The following is an 18,006-nucleotide window of genomic DNA, read 5'->3' on the forward strand; positions in this document are numbered from 1 at the left end:
AACTCTTCAGTTTAATCTCTGTTTGTCGAAACCAGCATTGCTACCGGTTTCGAACCCCTTCCATTGGTCGGGGTTCGCTCACTCAAAATACTGACCGTTACTCATTGCTGAGCAACGTATTTCTTTTTTGTGAACATTTGATAATTTAAGTATTCAAGAGCCGAAGCCCTTGGCACCTTCATCAAACGCCCACACTTATCGACTGTAAATTGTTAAAGAACCGTATTCGGTACTGCCTTGCTGCACTCGACGAAGCGTTGTGTTCGTCAGCAGCAGAGAAGAGAGAGTATGCAGCGTTTCGCGTTTCTCGTCAACCCCTCGTTCGCTTCGTTGCAGATTTCTCTGCGGACCATTGTCACCGTAACCACTTGATTACGTTAACATTTTCAGGTGTTCACATCAACATTTACTGCTGAGTGTCCCGAAGCGGAGGCGAACTATAGCAACCGGCCGGGGCTTACGCAAGAGGCAATTCATCTGTTGTATTTTCGCCGCCAAGCGCCGTACCGGCGCCTTGCGGCGGGGCTTGCGCCCCTTCTTTCATATAGAAGCTCAGAGCCCGTCGAAATTCGGCTTGCGCTTCTCGAGGAAGGCGGACATGCCCTCTTTCTGTGCCGGGGTACCGAAGCCGGCATGGAAATAGCGGCGCTCATAGCGCACGCCTTCGGTCAGCGGCATCTGGTAGGCCTGGTTGACGCAATCCTTGATCTGCATGGCCACCGACACCGGCATGTCGGCGATGTCCTGGGCCGCCTTGATCGCCTCTTCCATCACGCTGTCGGCCGGATACACACGCGACACCAAGCCGGTGCGTTCGGCTTCGGCCGCATCGATCATGCGGGTGGTCAGCAGCATGTCCATCGCTTTCGACTTCGAGATCGCCCGCGGCAAGCGCTGGGTGCCGCCGGCGCCCGGGGTCACGCCGACCTTGATTTCCGGCTGGCCGAACTTGGCATTGTCCGCCGCGATGAGGAAATCGCACATCATGGCCAGCTCGCAGCCACCGCCCAGGCAATAACCCGACACCACGCCGACCACTGGCTTGCGAATGTTCAGGATGTGTTCCCAGTTGCGGCCAATATAGTTGCCCGGATAGGTATCCGCCGCATAGGTGTAGTTCGCCATCGCCGCAATGTCCGCCCCTGCTGCGAAAACTTTATCGCTGCCGGTCAGCACAATGACATTAACGGCCGGATCGGCATCGAAGCGGTGCAGTGCGTCGCCGAGTTCATTCATCATGTTGTCGTTCAGCGCATTCATCGCCTTCGGACGGTTCAGGCGGATTACGACGACTTTGCCGTGGTGTTCGATGAGCAGATCTGCATATTCCATGTGGCATCCCCTTTGTGAAGTTAGACGGATTGGAGCTTAGACGCGCGATTGTAACGCCTTGAACAGCGCCAAACACAGGTATGATTATTTGTTCAGCAACATCCTGCGTGAGATCACTATTCCCTCGTTCGGCAACAACTGGCTGCGACAGCGCGTCCCGCTCGATTCAATAATGCGCAACGCGGATTTCCGCCGTTTCTGGTTCAGCAGCATCCTGGCCCAGTTCGGCGCCCAGGTCACCCTGCTGGCCCTGCCGATCTGTGCAGTACTGTTCCTGCATGCGACGCCGGGGCAGATGGGCATCCTGGCCGCCTTCGAGTCCCTGCCCTTCCTGCTGTTCGGCCTGCCGTCCGGCGTCCTGCTCGACCGCAACCGGCGCCTGCCCATCATCATGTGCAGTGACCTGATGGTCGCGATCGCCCTCGCCACCATCCCGGCAGCCTGGTGGCTCGACCTGCTCACCATTCAGTGGCTGTATGCGGTGGGCTTCGTGATCGGCGCCGGCCACGTGGTGGGCGGCAGCGCCGAACAGGTGTTCCTGACCTTCCTGGTGGGGCGCGACGGCCTGGTCGACGCCCAGTCGAAGTTCGCGGCGACCGAATCGGCCGCGCGCGTCCTGGGCCCCGGCCTCGCAGGTGGTATGGTGCAGCTGCTCGGCGCCCCGGTCGCGATCCTGTGCAACGTGGCCAGCTTCGTGATCTCGCTGCTGAACCTGCGCCGCATCCGCACCCGCGAGCCACAGCCACCGCCATCACATTCCCATCCGCTGCGGGATATCCAGGAAGGCCTGGCCTTCGTCTGGAACCAGCCTTTGCTGCGCACGCTGGCCTGGGTCTCCGCCTGCTGGCATTTGCTGTTCTATGGGTTCTCGGCCCTGCACGTGATCTTCGCCACCCGCGTCCTCGGCATGACGCCGGGGACCATGGGGATGGCGAACATGCTGGGCGGCCTGGGCGTGCTGGCCGCCTCGCTGCTGGTCAAGCCGCTGTCGACGCGCTTCGGAACCGGCGGCGGGATCCTGGTCGGCCTGTGCGTGTCCGCGCTCGGCTTCGCCATGGTGCCGGCCATTCCCCAAGCGCTCTTTGGCAGCGATGGCTGGACGGTCGCGGCCTACGCCGTCGTGGTGTTCTGGATCGACTGCGGCGCGACGCTGTTCTTCGTGCCGTATATCGCGCTGCGCCAGCGGGTGACGCCGGATGCGGTGCTGGGGCGGATGGTGGCAACGATGCGCGCGCTGACCGTGGCGGCCGCGCCGCTCGGCGCCCTGTTAGCCGGCGTACTGGGAGAAGGCTTCGGCGTACGCGAGGCCCTGGCCTGCATCGCCGCGGGCGCCGTCATGCTGGCGGCAGGCGGCGTGTTCGGCACCCGCCTGCGCGCAGCACAGGAATAGGCGTTACGGAACGGCGAGGCGCGGCAGCAGCACCCAGATCATGCCGCGCTGCTTCATCTTGCCCGCCTTGTCCATCGCATCGGGACCGAAGCCGTAGAAGAAGTCCGCACGCACCGCGCCGCGAATTGCGCCACCGGTATCCTGGGCCATCATCAAACGCTGCATCGGCACCTCGCTTCCTGCTTCGGTCGTCGCCAGGAACAGCGGCGCGCCCAGCGGCAGCAAGCTTGGGTCGATCGCCACCGAACGGCCAGGAGTGAGCGGCACGCCGAGTGCGCCCTTCGGGCCGAGCGAAGGATCGGGCAGCTTCTCTTCGCGGAAAAAGATGTAGCTGGGGTTCACGTTGAACAGCTCCTGGCGGCGCCCCGGATTGGCGGCGATCCAGGCGCGGATGCCCTGCGCCGTCGACTGCTCGGCGGTCAGTTCGCCCTGCTCCACCAGCCATCGGCCGATGGTTTTATACGGATGGCCATTCTGTTCGGCGTAGGCAACGCGCACCGTTTCACCCGTGTCGAGCTGCACGCGGCCCGAGCCCTGCACCTCGAGGAAGAAGGACTCGACCGGGTCGTTCACCCACAGCAGCTCCTTGCCTGCCAGCGGCGCGCGCGCAATCTCGGCGCGGGTACTGTAAGGCACCACGGTCTTGCCGGACAAACGCCCGCGCAGGCGCATGCCCTTCAGTTGCGGGTAGATGCTGCCCAGGTCCACGGTGAGCAAGTCGCCAGGCACGCCATAGAGCGGCGTCTGGAACGCACCGCCGCGCTTGCGCGAACCGTACAGCATGGCCTCGTAGTAGCCGGTGATGAGTCCCGTGTCCGCCCCATCGCTGCTGCGCACCAGGTTCGGCACGAAGTAGGCTTCGAAGAAGCGGCGCACTGCTGCCACATCGCCCGCGTCAACGGCGCGTGCGGCGGCGCAGGTGCTCTTCCAGTCCGCCTTGTTGATGAGCGCCCGGCACGATTGCATGAAGGCCGGCCAGGCCTGGCGCAAGTCGTCCTGCTCCCAGCCCGGCAAGGCGCTGAAGCTCGTCGGGGTGAACAAGGGAACAGGCGCCGGTGGCTGGGTCGGCTGGGCCGGCGGCGGCTGTTCGGGCACATACACCGGCCCGACCGGCGGCGGCATGCGCACCGGGTCGGCGGGCTTGGGTGGCTGTGGCGGCGGCGGGGTGGTCGAGCAGGCCGCCAAAAAGGCGACGAGAGCAAGCGAAGCGGTTACACTGCGGCGTGTCGAAAGCATAAGGAACGATATGTGGATCTTGATGGTGGAAGCCGGCGTGGCGCTGTTCCTGCTCGTCTTTATCGTCTGGTGGACGATGTTCGCCGGACGCAAGGATGTGCCGGAGGATGAGGCGCAGGACGACCGGGACGCCGGGGGGCAGCAGTAATTCAGTGCAGCGCGTGCGGCAGCGTCAGCACGAATTCGGGGATCGGCACTTCGAAACGATGACCATCTTCGGCCACGCAGAAGTATTCCCCATACATCGAGCCCTGGGCCGTCGCCATCTGCGTGCCGCTCGTGTACTCGAACTCTTCGCCCGGCTTGAGCAGCGGCTGGTGGCCGACCACGCCCAGGCCGCGCACTTCCTGGACGGTGTTATTGGCATCGGTGATCACCCAGTGGCGCGAGATCAGCTGGGCGGGGACGCTGCCCGTGTTCTTGATGGTGATGGTGTAGCTGAACACGAACTGGTCCCGGTCCGGTTTGGACTGTTCCGGCAGGTGCTGGGTCCTGACGCTGACAGCGAATTCATAGGCGGGCATGATATTTCCTTGCGTGATCGTCAACACGTTGATGGATAATGCGCGGCTGTCGAGCCGGCGCGCCGGTGTGGCGCAAACGACAATCATACTCCGCGCCGCCCCTTACCGGCGTCCTGCCACAGCACCGGCCCCTCTCATCGGCGTAGAATAGCGGCTTCACTTTACCTGCATTGCCGCCCATGACTATCTACCGCATCGCTCCCAGCATCCTTTCCGCCGATTTCGCCCGCCTGGGCGAAGAAGTGCGCAATGTCGTCGCCGCCGGCGCCGACATCATCCACTTCGACGTCATGGACAACCACTACGTCCCGAACCTGACCATCGGTCCGCTGGTATGCCAGGCGATCCGTCCGCACGTGCAGGTGCCGATCGACGTACACCTGATGGTCAAGCCGGTCGACCGCATCATTCCCGATTTCGCCAAGGCCGGCGCCAACATCATCACCTTCCACCCGGAAGCCTCGGACCACATCGACCGCACGCTGCAGCTGATCCGCGATAACGGCTGCAAGGCCGGCCTGGTGTTCAACCCGCACACGCCGATGCATTACCTCGACCATGTGATGGACAAGATCGACATGATCCTGATCATGTCGGTCAACCCGGGCTTCGGCGGCCAGTCCTTCATTCCGCAGGCGATCAAGAAAATCGCGATTGCACGCCGCATGATCGACGAGTCGGGCCGCGACATCCTGCTGGAAGTCGACGGCGGCATCAAGGCCGACAATATCGCCGAAGCGGCAGCCGCGGGCGCCGACACCTTCGTGGCCGGCTCGGCCATCTTCGGCAAGCCGGACTACAAGGCCGTGATCGACGAGATGCGCGCCCAGCTGGCCAAGGTCGGCAAATAAGATGCAGGCCGGCGCAGCGGCCATCCGGGCCGCCATCATCGACCTGGACGGCACCATGCTCAACACGGTGCCCGACTTCGAGGCGGCCCTGAACGGCATGCGCGCCGACTTTGGGCTGGCGCCGGTCACGCAGGCGGTCATCAAGCCGCTGATCGGCAAGGGCTCGGAAAAGCTGGTGCGTGACGCCCTGCTGCTCGACTGGGCGCCTGAACGTGTCGATGCGGCCTTCGACGAGGCGCGTGCCGGCTACCAGCGCCACTACCTTGCCATCAACGGCGACCACTCTACCTTGTTCGACGGCGTGCTCGAAGGCCTCGCCGCCCTCAAGTCACTCGGCCTGCGGCTGGCCTGCGTCACCAACAAGCCGATGGCCTTTACTACCCCGCTGCTCGCGCAAAAGGGATTGGCCGAGTGGTTCGAGCTGGTGTATGGCGGCGACTCCTTCCCGAAGAAGAAGCCTGACCCGATGCCGCTGCTGGGCGTGTGCAGCGCCTTCGACTTGCCACCGTGCCAGGTGGTCGCCATCGGCGACTCGTCGAACGATGCCGAAGCGGCGCGCGCGGCCGGCTGTTATGTGCTCACCGTGCCATATGGTTATAACCACGGACGGCCTGTACAAGAAATTAATTCCGATGGTATAGTTGGTTCGCTGCTCGACGCGGCACACCTGATCGCTGCCCACAACCGCACTACAACCTGAACTTATCTATACATGTTTTTCACCAAAAAACACACTGTCAACCAGACCGGCGCCCTCGAGGCCTGGCTGTGGCGACGCTGGCAATCCTGGGCTAACTGACCCGCGTTGATTGCTGCCGGATGCATTCGTTCTCCGGCAGGTTTTTGAACTGAACCACCGCCCTACACTTCCCTTGGGCGGACTGGAGAAAAGCATGACCGAACTCGAATTCAAGTCGCTGGCAAACCAGGGCTATAACCGCATTCCATTGATCGCGGAAGCCTTCGCCGATTTAGAGACCCCGCTCACGCTCTACCTCAAGCTGGCCCAGTCGCAGGGAGCCGGCAAGAACACCTTCCTGCTCGAGTCGGTCGTCGGCGGCGAGCGCTTCGGCCGCTATTCCTTCATCGGCCTGCCCGCGTCCACGCTCTTGCGCACCTCCGGTAGCCTTACCGAGATCGTCAAGCACGGCGAAGTGATCGAGACGCACGAGGGCAACCCGCTCGACTTCATCGAAGCCTACCAGGCGCGCTTCCGGGTCGCCCTGCGCCCTGGCCTGCCGCGCTTCTGCGGCGGCCTGGCCGGCTACTTCGGCTACGACACCGTGCGCCACATCGAGCGCAAGCTGGCCGACAGCGCCCCGCCGGACACGCTCGGGCTGCCGGATATCCAGCTGATGCTGACCGAAGAACTGGCGGTGATCGACAACCTGTCGGGCAAGCTGTACCTGATCGTGTATGCCGACCCGGCCCAGCCGGAGGCCTACATGAAGACGCGCCAGCGCCTGAAAGACCTGCGCATGATGCTGCGCCGGAGCGTGGATGCGCCGGTGACCTCGAGTTCCGTCCGCACCGAGGCGGTGCGCGAGTTCAGCAAGGAAGACTACCTGCAGGCGGTGGCGAAAGCCCACGACTACGTGATGGCGGGCGACCTGATGCAGGTACAGATCGGCCAGCGCATCCGCAAGCCCTATGTCGATTCGCCGCTCTCGCTCTACCGTTCGCTGCGCTCGCTGAACCCGTCGCCGTACATGTACTACTACAACTTCGGCGACATGCAGATCGTCGGCTCCTCGCCGGAAATCCTGGTGCGCAACGAGGCACTGGCCGAGGGCGGCAAGAAGGTCACGCTGCGCCCGATCGCCGGCACCCGCCCGCGCGGCGCGACGCCGGAACGCGACACCGAGCTGGCCGCCGAACTGCTGTCGGACCCGAAGGAGGTCGCCGAACACGTGATGCTGATCGACCTGGCGCGCAACGACATCGGCCGCATTGCGGACACCGGCAGCGTGAAGGTGACCGATCGCATGGTCATCGAAAAATACTCGCACGTGCAGCACATCGTCTCGAACGTCGAGGGCAAGCTGAAAGACGGCATGTCCAACCTGGACGTGCTGCGCGCCACCTTCCCGGCCGGCACTCTGACCGGTGCGCCAAAGGTGCGCGCGATGGAAGTGATCGACGAACTCGAGCCTGTAAAACGCGGCATCTACGGCGGCGCCTGCGGCTACCTGAGTTTCGGGGGCGAGATGGACGTGGCGATCGCGATCCGCACCGGCGTGATCAAGGACGGCAACCTGTACGTGCAGGCTGCGGCCGGCATCGTGGCCGATTCGATCCCCGAGATGGAATGGCAGGAAACCGAAAACAAGGCGCGCGCCGTGCTGCGCGCGGCCGAGCAAGTGCAAGATGGCCTGGATGGGGAGTTCTGACATGCTCTTAATGATCGATAACTACGACTCGTTCACCTATAACATCGTCCAGTACCTGGGCGAATTGGGCGAGGATGTCCACACCGTGCGCAACGACCAGATCACGCTCGAGCAGATCGAGACGATGGCGCCCGAGCGTATCTGCATTTCACCGGGCCCGAAGGCGCCGAAGGATGCCGGCATTTCGCTCGACATCCTGCGCGAATTCAAGGGCAAACTGCCGATCCTGGGCGTGTGCCTGGGCCACCAGGCCATCGGCGAAGCCTTTGGCGGCAAGGTAATCCGCGCCAAGCAGGTCATGCACGGCAAGACCTCGCTGATCGCCCATACCGGCGAAGGCGTGTTCAAGGGCTTGCCCAGCCCCTTCACCGTGATCCGCTACCACTCGCTGGCGATCGAACGCGCGTCGTTGCCGGACTGCCTTGAAGTGACCGCCTGGACCGACGACGGCGAAATCATGGGCGTGCGCCACAAGGAATACGACATCGAGGGTGTGCAGTTTCATCCGGAGTCGATTTTGTCGGAGCATGGGCATGCGCTGTTAAAGAATTTTCTCGGGCGCTGAGATTACACGGCTCCTGTTTAGCCCACCATTCTCAAGACCGTCGTTCCCGCGAAGGCGGGAACCTAAGTTCGCCGCGCACCACTCGATTCGGCGCTGGCAGCACGAAAAAACTTGGATCCCCGCCTGCGCGGGGATGACAAAGCTCAGGGCGCGGAGCGAGCGACGAGCGAGCGACGAGCAACCGACTTTCACCATACTGGACCCGCCATGCCGATCACCCCACAAGAAGCCCTGCTGCGCTGTATTGAACACCGCGAAATTTTCCACGACGAGATGCTGCACCTGTTCCGCCAGATCATGTCGGGCGAGATGTCGCCGACCATGGTGGCGGCATTGACCATGGGCCTGCGCGTAAAAAAGGAAACCATCGGCGAGATCACCGCCGCCGCCCAGGTCATGCGGGAGTTCTCGACCAAGGTGCCGATGGCCGACACCACCAACCTGCTCGACATCGTCGGCACCGGTGGCGACGGCGCCAACACCTTCAATATCTCCAGCGCCTCGATGTTCGTGGCGGCAGCCGCCGGTGCACGCGTGGCCAAGCATGGCGGGCGCAGCGTGTCGTCTTCGAGCGGCAGCGCCGACGTGATCGAAGCGCTGGGCGCCTGCATCGACCTGAAACCCGAGCAGATCGCGCAGTCGATCGCCCAGACCGGCATCGGCTTCATGTTCGCGCCCAACCACCATGCGGCGATGAAGCACGTGGCGCCGGTGCGCCGCGAACTGGGTGTACGCAGCATCTTCAACATCCTGGGTCCGCTGACCAACCCGGCCGGCGCGCCGAACATCCTGATGGGCGTGTTCCATCCCGACCTGGTCGGCATCCAGGTGCGCGTGCTGCAGCGCCTCGGCGCCCAGCATGCGATGGTGGTCTGGGGCCGCGACAACATGGACGAGGTCTCGCTCGGCGCGGGCACCCTGGTCGGTGAACTGGTCAACGGCGAGATCCGCGAATACGAGATCCATCCGGAAGACTTCGGCATGTCGATGATCTCGAGCCGCAACCTGAAAGTGGCCGATACGGCCGAATCGAAGCTGCGCGTGCTGGAAGCCCTGCGCGGCGAGCCGGGACCTGCCACCGACATCGTGGCGCTCAATGCCGGCACCGCGCTGTATGCGGCCGGTGTGAGCGCTTCGATCGAGGAAGGCCTGGCGAAAGCACGCGCGGCGATCGCCTCCGGCGCGGCGACCGCCAAGCTCGAGCAGTTCGTGCAGGTGACCCGGCAGCTGGCAGGGTCACAGGTCGGTGCGCGCTGATGTTCGGCATCCACGACCTGGCGCTGTTCGTCATCTCGGGATTGCTGCTGAACATCATGCCGGGACCGGATTCGCTGCTGATCATGGCGCGCAGCGCCACCCAGGGCTGGCGCGCGGGCGTGGCGGCGGCGCTGGGTATCGGCGCCGGGACCCTGGTCCATGTGCTGGCGGCGGCGCTCGGGCTGTCGGCGATCCTCGCCACCTCGGCTACCGCCTTCACGGTAGTCAAATACATCGGGGCGGCCTACATCTTGTACATGGCGATTGGCCTGCTGCGCAGCCGCCGGAGCAGCGCCACGACGGCTGCGCCGCTGGCGGTGACGCCCCTGCCCTACCGAAAAATCTTCGCACAGGGCGTGCTGACCAATGTGCTGAACCCGAAGGTGGCGCTGTTCTTCCTGGCCTTCGTGCCGCAGTTTATCGATGCGGCTTCGCCGACCAAGACGCTGGCCTTCATCGTCCTGGGCTGCATTTTCAACGTCAACGGCATGCTGTGGTGTTGCGGCCTCGCGCTCTTCACCGCCTTTGCCAGCGCCCGCATCAAGATCAACCAGACCGCCTCGCTGTGGCTCAACCGGGTTACCGGCGGCCTGTTCGCCTGGCTCGGCATCAAGCTCGCCCTGGCTGAGCAGAATTAAAGGTTTTCCATGTCCGACATCCTCAACAAAATCCTGGCTGTCAAGGCCGACGAAGTGGCCGCGGCGAAAAAGCACCGCGACCTGTTCAGCCTGCGCCGCGAGGTGGAGAGCGACGCCGAAGCACGCTGCGGCATCCGTGGTTTCGAAAACAGCCTGCGCAGCAAGATTGCGGCTGGCCATGCCGGCATCATCGCGGAAGTGAAAAAGGCTTCGCCCTCGAAAGGCGTGCTGCGGCCGGACTTCCAGCCGGCGGCGATCGCGCAGAGCTACGCCGAACATGGCGCGGCCTGCCTGTCGGTGCTGACCGACGTGCAGTTCTTCCAGGGCTCGGTGGAATACCTGCGCCAGGCTAGGTCCGCCTGCACCCTGCCGGTCATCCGCAAGGACTTCATGGTCGACCTGTACCAGGTCTACGAAGCGCGTGCGATGGGGGCGGATGCAATCCTCCTGATCGTGTCGGCGCTGGACCATGGGCTGATGGCGGAACTGGAAGCCTGCGCGCACGAACTGGGCATGGACGTGCTGGTCGAGGTGCACGATGGCGACGAGCTGACCGCGGCGCTCAAGCTGCAGACGCCGCTGGTGGGCATCAACAACCGCAACCTGCGCACCTTCGAGGTAACGCTGGAGACGACGCTGGGACTGCTGCCGCGCATTCCGCCGGAACGCATCGTCGTGACGGAATCGGGGATCATGGGGCCGGCCGACGTGAAGCGCATGCGCGAGGCGGACGTGCATGCCTTCCTCGTCGGGGAGGCATTCATGCGCGCGCCGGAGCCTGGGGTTGAGTTGCAGCGCCTGTTTGGGTGATCCGGAACTCCGGATGAATTGACGAGTCAAAGGAGAGCGCTCTCGAAGCGCCAACCTGCGATCTTCATTCATCCACCATGAACATCCCTCTTGGCAGTAAAGCGCGGCCCCCAATCCTGCCAACTGCGCTGCTGGCAGTCCTGTGCGGATGCGCGGGCCCGCCCCCTCCCGATGCGGCACCTGAAAGCCGGGTTACCGTCATCGTCGCCCCACTGCCGGCGGCCGCTCCCGTCCCGCCCCCGTCGCTGACATTGGAAGCCTACAAGGCGAGCGTGGCGCGCCACATCGTCGACCGCAACGCGGACCGCATCTTCAGCGGCCAGCTACCGCCGATGCTGCCCGCCATCGTGGTCGTCAACATTACCGTGGACAAGGAAGGCCAGCTGACCGACGTGCAGGTGCAGCGCTCGCGCGACCCCGAGGCGTCGCAGGTCGCACTGGCGTCGATGCGGCGCAGCGGTCCGCTGCCCCGGCCCGATGGACTGCTGGTGAGGAACAGCGGCGCGATGACCTTCTCGGAAACTTTCCTGTTCGACGCGAGCTACCGCTTCCAGCTACGTTCGCTCGCCGGACCGCAGGAGTGAGATTCCGCCCCCGAGGAGGCGGGCACGTTCAGCGCCGGAGTACGTTCAGCACGGCCAGGCTCATGGCCTGTGCGGCGGTCTTGATCGACGGCTCCGGCACCGGCGCATAGAAGGGCGAATGGTTGAAGGCGATCGGCTTGCCCCCTTCGCGCTCGGCCTCGGCTACCGCTTTCGGGTCGTACACGCCGGTGAAGAAGAACATCGAGGGCACGCCTTCGTTGACGAAGACCGAGAAGTCTTCGCTGGCCGTCATGGCCGGCATGCGCTGGGCGTTGGCCGCGCCAAAGGCATCCTTGAATACGGCCTCGGTCTTCAATACCAGCGCTTCGCTGTTGACGATGGCCGCGCCGCCGCTGATGAACTTCAGGTCCGGCGCCGGTGCGCCGGCCATGGCGGCGGAGGCATTGGCGACCCGGCGCACGCCCTCCAGCAGCTTGGCCCGCACTGCCGGGCTGTACGACCGGATGGTGCCGCGCACCAGTACGCTGTCCGGGATAATGTTGCCGACAGTGCCGCCCTGGATGGCGCCAATCGTGACCACGCCGAATTCCTTCGGATCCTTCTCGCGGCTGATGACGGTCTGCACGTCCACCACGAAGCGCGCGGCGATCGTGATCGGGTCGAGCGACTTGTCCGGCGCCGAGCCGTGGCCGCCGCGGCCCTTGAACACGAATTCGATGGTGTCCGAATTGGACGAGACCGGGCCGGAATTGAAGCCGACCGTTCCATGCGCCAGCGGCCAGGAATGCAGCGCGAATGCATAGTCGGGCTTGGGGAAGCGCTTGAACAGGCCGTCGTCGAGCATCGCCTTCGCGCCGCCGGCCACTTCTTCCGCCGGCTGGGCGATGAATACCAGGGTGCCCTTCCACTGCGACCTGAGTTCGACCAGGGTACGTGCGCTGCCGAGCCAGCTCGCCATGTGCACGTCGTGGCCGCAGCTGTGCGTGACGAAGCTTTCGCGGCCGTCGCTCATGGCGCGGGCGCGGCTGGCATACGGCAGGCCGGTTTTTTCTTCCATCGGCAGGCCGTCCATCTCGGTGCGCACCAGCACCGTCGGACCGGCGCCATTCTTCAGGACCGCGACCATGCCGGTCTTGCCGACCTTTTCGGTGACCTCGAAGCCGAGCTTGCGCATCTCGGCAGCCAGCTTGCCGGCGGTGCGGGCTTCCTGGAAGGCGATTTCGGGATGGGCGTGCAGGTCTTTGTAGACCGTGTCGAGCCAGGGGTACATGGCGTTGACGCGGGTGGTGACGTCGGATTTGAGGGGTGCGGGGAGCTGGGCCGATGCAGGAGTCGTGGCGAGGGTGAGGACGGCGGCGATGCTGTACAGGGCAGTTTTCAAATGGACCTCGGGGCTGGCACTGGTTGAACGCGGGGGCAGGAGAACCTGCCCACGCTACGGTGATGCGAAACGCAGGCGCCTCAGATGACGCTTGGACGCTTCAAGGCCGACGACTTCTTGCCGGCGACTGCCTGCGACAGGGTGATGCATGGCACGCGGTCGCCCTGAAGGGTAACGTCAAAGCTCATCAGCTCATCGCGCCGGAAAGCATGCACCACCACCTTGTCGCCGACGCGGTAGCGCGCCACCAGCGTGTCGACGTTCGATGGATTGCCGTTGACGCGCAGGCCGTCGATGGCGATGACGATGTCCTGCGCCGACAGGCCGGCCCGGTGCGCGGCGCCGCCTTCATGGACCTGGGTCAGCTTGGCGCCCGCCGGGTCGCGGCTGACGCCGACGTCGAGCGAGGCCTTGGCGTTCTTGCGCTCGTCCACCAGCTTGACGCCGAAGGGGGCGTACAGCTTGGCCAGCGGCAGGTCTTCCAGGCCGCGCACCCAGCGCTCGAACAAGGTGCGCAGCTTCGCGCCGCAGACTTCGTCGAAGATCGCCTCGACTTCGGCTTCCGTCACGCCGCGCCCTGCACCGGCATAAAAATCGCGCCCGAAGCGCTCCCACAACGCCAGCATCACGTTATCAAGGGATTTGGCGCCGCCGGTCCTGGCGCGGATGGTCAGGTCGAAGGCCAGTGCGATCAGCGAGCCCTTGGTGTAATAGCTGATGATGGCGTTCGGCGAATTCTCGTCCTGGCGATAGTACTTGCTCCAGGCGTCGAAGCTCGAATCGGCCACGCTCTGCTTGGTGCGGCCGCTGCCGCGCAGGACGCCGCCGATGGTCTTGGCCTGCAGTTTCAGGTAAGCCGCTTCGCCGATGATCCCGGCACGTACCAGCATCAGGTCGTCGTAATAGCTGGTAAAGCCCTCGAACAGCCAGAGCAGCGGCGTGTAGTTCTCGGTCTGCAGGTCGTAGGGCGCGAACACCGCCGGCTTGATGCGCTTGACGTTCCAGGTGTGGAAGTACTCGTGGCTGCACAGGCCCAGGAAACGCAGGTAGCCTTCGCCCGGCTCGGCGCTCTTGGCGCTGGCCGTGCACGGCAGGTCGGCGCGGGCGCAGATCAGGGCGGTCGAGGCGCGGTGTTCCAGGCCGCCGTAGCCGTCGCCAACCGCCATCGTCATGAACACATAGCGGTCCATCGGCGCGCGTCGGGTCTGCGGCTCGAAGAAGGCAATCTGGGTTTCGCAGATCGCTTTCAGGTCCGCCTGCAGGCGCGCCATGTCCAGGTTGGGCACGCGCCCGGTGATGACGATGTCGTGCGGGATGCCATAGGCGGTGAAGGTGGACAGTTCGAAGTCGCCCATCTCCACCGGGTGGTCGATCAGCTCGTCGTAGTCACCCGCGACATAGGTGCCGAAGCCGTAGCGTTTCGCGCCGAGTTCCTTCATGGCGGTGGCGACGCGCCAGCCTTTCGCGGCCGGGTCGGCGGGACGCTGGATGTCGACCTGGTGCGCCAAACCTTCCTGGCCGGCCACGCGCAGGAACACGCTGGTGCCGTTGAAGAAACCGTGGGTCTGGTCGAGGTGGGCGGCGCGCACCGACAGGTCCCAGGCATAGACCTCGTAGTGCAGGGTCAGCGGGCCGGCAGTGCGCGCGGCGCGCCACGAATGCTTGTCCAGTTTGACCAGCGCGACCTCGAGGCCGCCGCTTTCGGCACGGATGCGCACGATGTTGCGGGCGAACTCACGGATCATGTAGCTGCCCGGGATCCAGGCCGGCAGCGCGAACACCTGTCCCTCCGGGCTTGGGTCCGCGACCGTGAGGGTCACCTTGAACAGGTGGCCGGCCAGGTCCTGCGGCACGATGGTGTACTGAATGGCGGGCTGCTTTTTCTGGGATGGTTTCTTCATGATGGGATCGTGGTCGTCCGGCCGGCTTATAGTTGTTGTTCTTCCTAGTGTAATCGGATTCGATCACGGCGGGAAACAATGCCATGCATATGTCATGTCATACAGGGAGGTCGGAAGGGCTGTCGATATCACACAGGATGCCGGGGTCGTCGACCTCGATCTCGGTGACCGGATGGCCAAGGAGCAGGCGGCGCGCGCCCTGGTCGCCGCCCAGCGCAAGCAGCGCGTCGAGATGGCGGGCGCCGAAGGCCACCGGATTACCGCGTTGCCCGCCGCTCACCGGAACGGCAATGCCGGCGCCGTTCTCCACCGCGTCGCGCAGCCGTGCCAGCGTGGCGTCCTGCACGAAGGGCATGTCGCCGAGCGCCACCAGCCAGCCATCGGCAGGCAGCGCATGGCGGATCGCATGGACCAGCGATGCGCCCATGCCGGTATCGGCCTGCGCGCACACCGTGACCTCGCAGCCGAGCGCGCGCAGTGCATCGGCCACGCCGCCATCGTCAGACGGCACGACCGCGACAACCCGTGGAAGACAGGACAGCAGCCGGCGCGCGCTGGCGGCGACCACCAGGTCGCCGCAGGGAAGGCGCTGCAGCAGCTTGTTGCGTGATCCTGAAGGATCGAAACGGCGCCCGCGTCCGGCGGCAAGCAGGATGCCGGAAAGAAGCATGTCAGGCGAGGGTGTCGGCGGCATCCTTGATGGCTGCGCGGATGCGTTGGTAGGTGCCGCAGCGGCAGATGTTGCCGTTCATCGCGCTATCGATGTCGGCGTCGCTCGGGCGCTTGTTGGTGCGCAGCAGGACCACGGCACTCATCACCTGCCCGCTCTGGCAGTAGCCGCATTGCGGCACGTCGTGCCTGACCCAGGCGTCCTGCACCGCCTTGCCGACCGTATCGGCTTCCATCGCTTCGATGGTCGTGATCTTCAAGCCCTGTGCGCTCGCAATCGGCGTGATGCAGGAACGGACCAGGTGGCCGTCCAGGTGAACGGTGCAGGCGCCGCACAGCGCCGCGCCGCAGCCGAACTTGGTGCCGGTCAGGTTCAGGTTGTCGCGCAGCGCCCACAGGATGGGCGTGGCGGGATCGGCGTCGACCTCCAGGTCGCGCCCGTTGATGTGCAAGGTGACCACGTGGGCGCTTCCTGCTTACTTGCTCAGAGACTGCAGCTTCGCTTCCAGCGACTTCAGGTCGATCGCGCCCGGGATGCGGCTGCCGTCGGTGAAGAAGATGGCCGGCGTGCCCTGGATCTTGAGTTTCTGGCCGAGGGCGGCGACCTTGTCGTTCGGCGACTCGCAGGCGCTTGGTGCCGTCGGCGGCAGCTTACCGTTGATCATCCAGTCATCCCAGGCTTTAAGGCGGTCGGAGGCGCACCAGATGTTCTTCGACTTCACGAACGAATCCTCGGACAGGATGTTGTACATGAAGGTGTAGATCGTGACGTTGTCGATTTCCTTGAGCGTGGTCTGGCGCAGGCGCTTGCAGTAGCCGCAGTTCGGGTCTTCGAACACGGCGATGGTGCGCTTGCCGTTACCCTTGACCTGCTTGAGGGCCATCTCCAGCGGCAGGTCGGAGAACTTGATCTTGTTGATCTCTTCGATCCGGGCGGTGGTCAGGTCGGTCGAGGTCTTGGTGTCGTAGACACGGCCGATGAACAGGTAGTCGCCCTTCTTGTCGGTATACAGGATGTCGCCGGCCACGCGCACTTCATACAGGCCGCTATAGGGCGTCTCGCGGATCGATTCGATCTTGGCGCCGCCCAGGCGCGGTTCGAGCGCCTTCTTGATGCCTGCTTCGGTCGTGTTCTGCGCCTCGACGCAGGATGCCAGCAGGCCCGTCGCCAGCAAGACGGCAACCTTCGTTTTCAACATGGTATTTCCTTAAATAGTTACTTGCGGATTACTTGCCCATCGCGTGCGCCATCAGGCGGCGCTTAACACCTGGCAATTTATCGAGCAAGTTTAATCCGAAATTGCGTACCACGCGCACTGGTTCGAGGTTGGCGCCGAACAAGCGCTCCAGTCCGTCGGTTGCCCATTGCATCAAGAGCACGTCTTCCTTGCGCTTGCGGGCATAGCGGGCGAGCACGCGCTCGTCGGCGATGCCGCGCCGGTCTTCGCGCTCGCGCAACACGGCGAGCAGGTCGACGATGTCGCCGAAGCCCAGGTTCATGCCATGGCCGGCCAGCGGGTGCACCGCGTGGGCGGCGTCGCCCACCAGCGCCACGCGCGGCGCGACGATCGAATGCGGGCGCACCAGCGCCAGCGGCACCGACTTGACGTCTTCCGGCTGCAGCGGACGCAGCGTGCCGAGCTTGTCATCGGCGTATTCGCCCAGGCGGATCGCCATTTCTCCGAGCGACTCGTCCATCAGCGTATCGGCCAGGGTTTCCGGGGCCGACCACACCAGCGACACCCGGTTGCCCGGCAGCGGCAGCAGCGCGATCACGCCGTCCGCGCAGGTGAACCACTGGTAGGCCACGCCGTGGTGCGGCTTGTCGCAGGCAAAATTGGTGACGATGGCGCGCTGGTGGTACATGCGGTAATCGACCCCGATGTCGCACTGCCCGCGCACCCAGGATTCGCGGCCGTCGGCGCCGACCACCAGTTCGCAGGCGATAGCCGTGCCGTCTTCGAGCTGCACGCCCGCCCCCAGTTCGCTGCACGTGAGCTTGATGGCGCAACCGGAAACCACCTGGACGTTGGCGGCGAACTTGAGCGCTGCATCGAGCGCCGCGTTCAGGTTGCTGTCCTCGACGATCCAGGCCAGCGTGCCGACATGGGCGCCGAAAGCGTCGAAACCGAGGTTGCCGCCCTGCTTGCCGTCGCCGTGGATGTCCATCGCATCGACCGCCTGCACCCGCGCCAGGTCGAGGGCGCCCCAGACCTTGAGCGAGGCCAGCAGGTCATGCGCCGTGTGGTTCAGGGCATAGACCCGCGCATCCCAGGGCTTGTCGGCGCTTGAGACGGCCGGTTTTTCCGGCGCCGGGCGCGATGGCGGCACCAGCAGGGTGACGCTGTATCCCGACTGGGCTAAACCAAGGGCGGCGGTCTTGGCGATGGCGCCATTGCCGACGATGCAGACGTCGCTGCGGTGCTGGGCGGTGGTCGTAGTCATAAGACACATTATAGCGAGATGTCAACAGCGCGCCCGGGCGCTTCGGAGCGCGCGGCAATTGTTCAGTGAGCT

19 protein-coding genes are annotated in these 18,006 nt (G+C 64.5%); 10 read left to right on the forward strand and 9 right to left on the reverse strand.

Annotated features, from left to right (window positions below; genetic code table 11):
• Nucleotides 1-552: 552 nt before the first annotated feature.
• Nucleotides 553-1,332 carry an enoyl-CoA hydratase gene (locus AC56K1_RS21615; protein ID WP_497159840.1) on the reverse strand — a complete coding sequence of 260 codons (780 nt, stop codon included), beginning with the start codon at nucleotides 1,330-1,332 and terminating at the stop codon, nucleotides 553-555.
• A gap of 172 nt (nucleotides 1,333-1,504) precedes the next feature.
• On the opposite strand from AC56K1_RS21615, the gene AC56K1_RS21620 reads away from it, so the two are divergent.
• Nucleotides 1,505-2,722 (forward strand): MFS transporter, encoded by a 1,218-nt coding sequence (locus tag AC56K1_RS21620; RefSeq protein ID WP_497159841.1) that lies wholly within the window; start codon nucleotides 1,505-1,507, stop codon nucleotides 2,720-2,722.
• A 3-nt stretch (nucleotides 2,723-2,725) separates the two neighbouring features.
• On the opposite strand, the gene mltA is transcribed toward AC56K1_RS21620, so the two are convergent.
• Nucleotides 2,726-3,958, reverse strand: coding sequence for a murein transglycosylase A (gene mltA / locus AC56K1_RS21625; protein ID WP_497159842.1), 1,233 nt, complete (start codon nucleotides 3,956-3,958; stop codon nucleotides 2,726-2,728).
• Between the two features lie 10 nt (nucleotides 3,959-3,968).
• Here mltA and AC56K1_RS21630 point away from each other — a divergent pair, with 10 nt between their 5' ends.
• Nucleotides 3,969-4,106, forward strand: a complete 138-nt coding sequence (locus AC56K1_RS21630; protein ID WP_497159843.1) for a hypothetical protein — start codon at nucleotides 3,969-3,971, stop codon at nucleotides 4,104-4,106.
• Nucleotide 4,107: 1 nt separating this feature from the next.
• Here the strand turns inward: AC56K1_RS21630 and apaG are convergent, their stop codons facing one another.
• Nucleotides 4,108-4,482 carry a Co2+/Mg2+ efflux facilitator ApaG/CorD gene (gene apaG / locus AC56K1_RS21635; protein WP_497159844.1) on the reverse strand — a complete coding sequence of 125 codons (375 nt, stop codon included), beginning with the start codon at nucleotides 4,480-4,482 and terminating at the stop codon, nucleotides 4,108-4,110.
• Nucleotides 4,483-4,661: 179 nt separating this feature from the next.
• Here apaG and rpe point away from each other — a divergent pair, with 179 nt between their 5' ends.
• From rpe to AC56K1_RS21675, 8 genes are all read left to right on the forward strand, one after another.
• The gene (rpe, locus tag AC56K1_RS21640) at nucleotides 4,662-5,333 is read left to right on the forward strand and encodes a ribulose-phosphate 3-epimerase (protein WP_497159845.1); all 672 of its coding nucleotides are present in this window, start codon (nucleotides 4,662-4,664) and stop codon (nucleotides 5,331-5,333) included.
• A 1-nt stretch (nucleotide 5,334) separates the two neighbouring features.
• On the forward strand, nucleotides 5,335-6,033 hold the full coding sequence (locus tag AC56K1_RS21645) for a phosphoglycolate phosphatase (RefSeq protein ID WP_497159846.1): 699 nt from the start codon (nucleotides 5,335-5,337) through the stop codon (nucleotides 6,031-6,033).
• Nucleotides 6,034-6,226: 193 nt separating this feature from the next.
• Nucleotides 6,227-7,723, forward strand: coding sequence for an anthranilate synthase component I (gene trpE / locus AC56K1_RS21650; RefSeq protein WP_497159847.1), 1,497 nt, complete (start codon nucleotides 6,227-6,229; stop codon nucleotides 7,721-7,723).
• Nucleotide 7,724: 1 nt separating this feature from the next.
• Nucleotides 7,725-8,288: an anthranilate synthase component II gene (locus AC56K1_RS21655; RefSeq protein WP_497159848.1), complete on the forward strand. Its 564-nt coding sequence runs from the start codon at nucleotides 7,725-7,727 to the stop codon at nucleotides 8,286-8,288.
• A gap of 207 nt (nucleotides 8,289-8,495) precedes the next feature.
• Nucleotides 8,496-9,545 carry an anthranilate phosphoribosyltransferase gene (gene trpD, locus AC56K1_RS21660; protein WP_497159849.1) on the forward strand — a complete coding sequence of 350 codons (1,050 nt, stop codon included), beginning with the start codon at nucleotides 8,496-8,498 and terminating at the stop codon, nucleotides 9,543-9,545.
• Complete coding sequence (locus AC56K1_RS21665) at nucleotides 9,545-10,183, forward strand: LysE family translocator (RefSeq protein ID WP_497159850.1); 639 nt, start codon at nucleotides 9,545-9,547, stop codon at nucleotides 10,181-10,183. Before trpD ends, AC56K1_RS21665 begins: the two co-directional genes overlap by 1 nt.
• 9 nt (nucleotides 10,184-10,192) lie before the next feature.
• Nucleotides 10,193-10,993, forward strand: coding sequence for an indole-3-glycerol phosphate synthase TrpC (gene trpC, locus AC56K1_RS21670; protein ID WP_497159851.1), 801 nt, complete (start codon nucleotides 10,193-10,195; stop codon nucleotides 10,991-10,993).
• 77 nt (nucleotides 10,994-11,070) lie between these two features.
• Nucleotides 11,071-11,577 carry an energy transducer TonB family protein gene (locus tag AC56K1_RS21675; RefSeq protein WP_497159852.1) on the forward strand — a complete coding sequence of 169 codons (507 nt, stop codon included), beginning with the start codon at nucleotides 11,071-11,073 and terminating at the stop codon, nucleotides 11,575-11,577.
• Nucleotides 11,578-11,605: 28 nt separating this feature from the next.
• On the opposite strand, the gene AC56K1_RS21680 is transcribed toward AC56K1_RS21675, so the two are convergent.
• The 6 genes from AC56K1_RS21680 to AC56K1_RS21705 all read right to left on the reverse strand — a co-directional run bounded on the left by AC56K1_RS21680 (nucleotide 11,606) and on the right by AC56K1_RS21705 (nucleotide 17,934).
• A complete protein-coding gene (locus AC56K1_RS21680) occupies nucleotides 11,606-12,919 on the reverse strand; it encodes an amidohydrolase (RefSeq protein WP_497159853.1) in 1,314 nt (437 codons plus the stop codon).
• Nucleotides 12,920-12,999: 80 nt separating this feature from the next.
• Nucleotides 13,000-14,820 (reverse strand): M61 family metallopeptidase, encoded by a 1,821-nt coding sequence (locus AC56K1_RS21685; protein ID WP_497159854.1) that lies wholly within the window; start codon nucleotides 14,818-14,820, stop codon nucleotides 13,000-13,002.
• Between the two features lie 97 nt (nucleotides 14,821-14,917).
• Nucleotides 14,918-15,490, reverse strand: coding sequence for a nucleotidyltransferase family protein (locus AC56K1_RS21690; RefSeq protein WP_497159855.1), 573 nt, complete (start codon nucleotides 15,488-15,490; stop codon nucleotides 14,918-14,920).
• A 1-nt stretch (nucleotide 15,491) separates the two neighbouring features.
• Nucleotides 15,492-15,950 carry a (2Fe-2S)-binding protein gene (locus AC56K1_RS21695; RefSeq protein ID WP_497159856.1) on the reverse strand — a complete coding sequence of 153 codons (459 nt, stop codon included), beginning with the start codon at nucleotides 15,948-15,950 and terminating at the stop codon, nucleotides 15,492-15,494.
• 15 nt (nucleotides 15,951-15,965) lie between these two features.
• Nucleotides 15,966-16,688, reverse strand: coding sequence for a DsbC family protein (locus tag AC56K1_RS21700; protein ID WP_497159857.1), 723 nt, complete (start codon nucleotides 16,686-16,688; stop codon nucleotides 15,966-15,968).
• Between the two features lie 28 nt (nucleotides 16,689-16,716).
• Nucleotides 16,717-17,934: an FAD-dependent monooxygenase gene (locus tag AC56K1_RS21705; RefSeq protein WP_497159858.1), complete on the reverse strand. Its 1,218-nt coding sequence runs from the start codon at nucleotides 17,932-17,934 to the stop codon at nucleotides 16,717-16,719.
• Nucleotides 17,935-18,006: the final 72 nt, after the last annotated feature.

This window comes from Telluria sp. ZB4P37 (assembly GCF_059685855.1).

Excerpts from the sequence above, each read along its gene's own strand:
- AC56K1_RS21615 (WP_497159840.1), bottom strand. The coding sequence starts at position 1,332 with ATGGAATATGCAGATCTGCTCATCGAACACCACGGCAAAGTCGTCGTA.
- AC56K1_RS21620 (WP_497159841.1), top strand. The coding sequence starts at position 1,505 with ATGCGCAACGCGGATTTCCGCCGTTTCTGGTTCAGCAGCATCCTGGCC.
- mltA (WP_497159842.1), bottom strand. The coding sequence starts at position 3,958 with ATGCTTTCGACACGCCGCAGTGTAACCGCTTCGCTTGCTCTCGTCGCC.
- AC56K1_RS21630 (WP_497159843.1), top strand. The coding sequence starts at position 3,969 with ATGTGGATCTTGATGGTGGAAGCCGGCGTGGCGCTGTTCCTGCTCGTC.
- apaG (WP_497159844.1), bottom strand. The coding sequence starts at position 4,482 with ATGCCCGCCTATGAATTCGCTGTCAGCGTCAGGACCCAGCACCTGCCG.
- rpe (WP_497159845.1), top strand. The coding sequence starts at position 4,662 with ATGACTATCTACCGCATCGCTCCCAGCATCCTTTCCGCCGATTTCGCC.
- AC56K1_RS21645 (WP_497159846.1), top strand. The coding sequence starts at position 5,335 with ATGCAGGCCGGCGCAGCGGCCATCCGGGCCGCCATCATCGACCTGGAC.
- trpE (WP_497159847.1), top strand. The coding sequence starts at position 6,227 with ATGACCGAACTCGAATTCAAGTCGCTGGCAAACCAGGGCTATAACCGC.
- AC56K1_RS21655 (WP_497159848.1), top strand. The coding sequence starts at position 7,725 with ATGCTCTTAATGATCGATAACTACGACTCGTTCACCTATAACATCGTC.
- trpD (WP_497159849.1), top strand. The coding sequence starts at position 8,496 with ATGCCGATCACCCCACAAGAAGCCCTGCTGCGCTGTATTGAACACCGC.
- AC56K1_RS21665 (WP_497159850.1), top strand. The coding sequence starts at position 9,545 with ATGTTCGGCATCCACGACCTGGCGCTGTTCGTCATCTCGGGATTGCTG.
- trpC (WP_497159851.1), top strand. The coding sequence starts at position 10,193 with ATGTCCGACATCCTCAACAAAATCCTGGCTGTCAAGGCCGACGAAGTG.
- AC56K1_RS21675 (WP_497159852.1), top strand. The coding sequence starts at position 11,071 with ATGAACATCCCTCTTGGCAGTAAAGCGCGGCCCCCAATCCTGCCAACT.
- AC56K1_RS21685 (WP_497159854.1), bottom strand. The coding sequence starts at position 14,820 with ATGAAGAAACCATCCCAGAAAAAGCAGCCCGCCATTCAGTACACCATC.
- AC56K1_RS21690 (WP_497159855.1), bottom strand. The coding sequence starts at position 15,490 with ATGCTTCTTTCCGGCATCCTGCTTGCCGCCGGACGCGGGCGCCGTTTC.
- AC56K1_RS21700 (WP_497159857.1), bottom strand. The coding sequence starts at position 16,688 with ATGTTGAAAACGAAGGTTGCCGTCTTGCTGGCGACGGGCCTGCTGGCA.
- AC56K1_RS21705 (WP_497159858.1), bottom strand. The coding sequence starts at position 17,934 with ATGACTACGACCACCGCCCAGCACCGCAGCGACGTCTGCATCGTCGGC.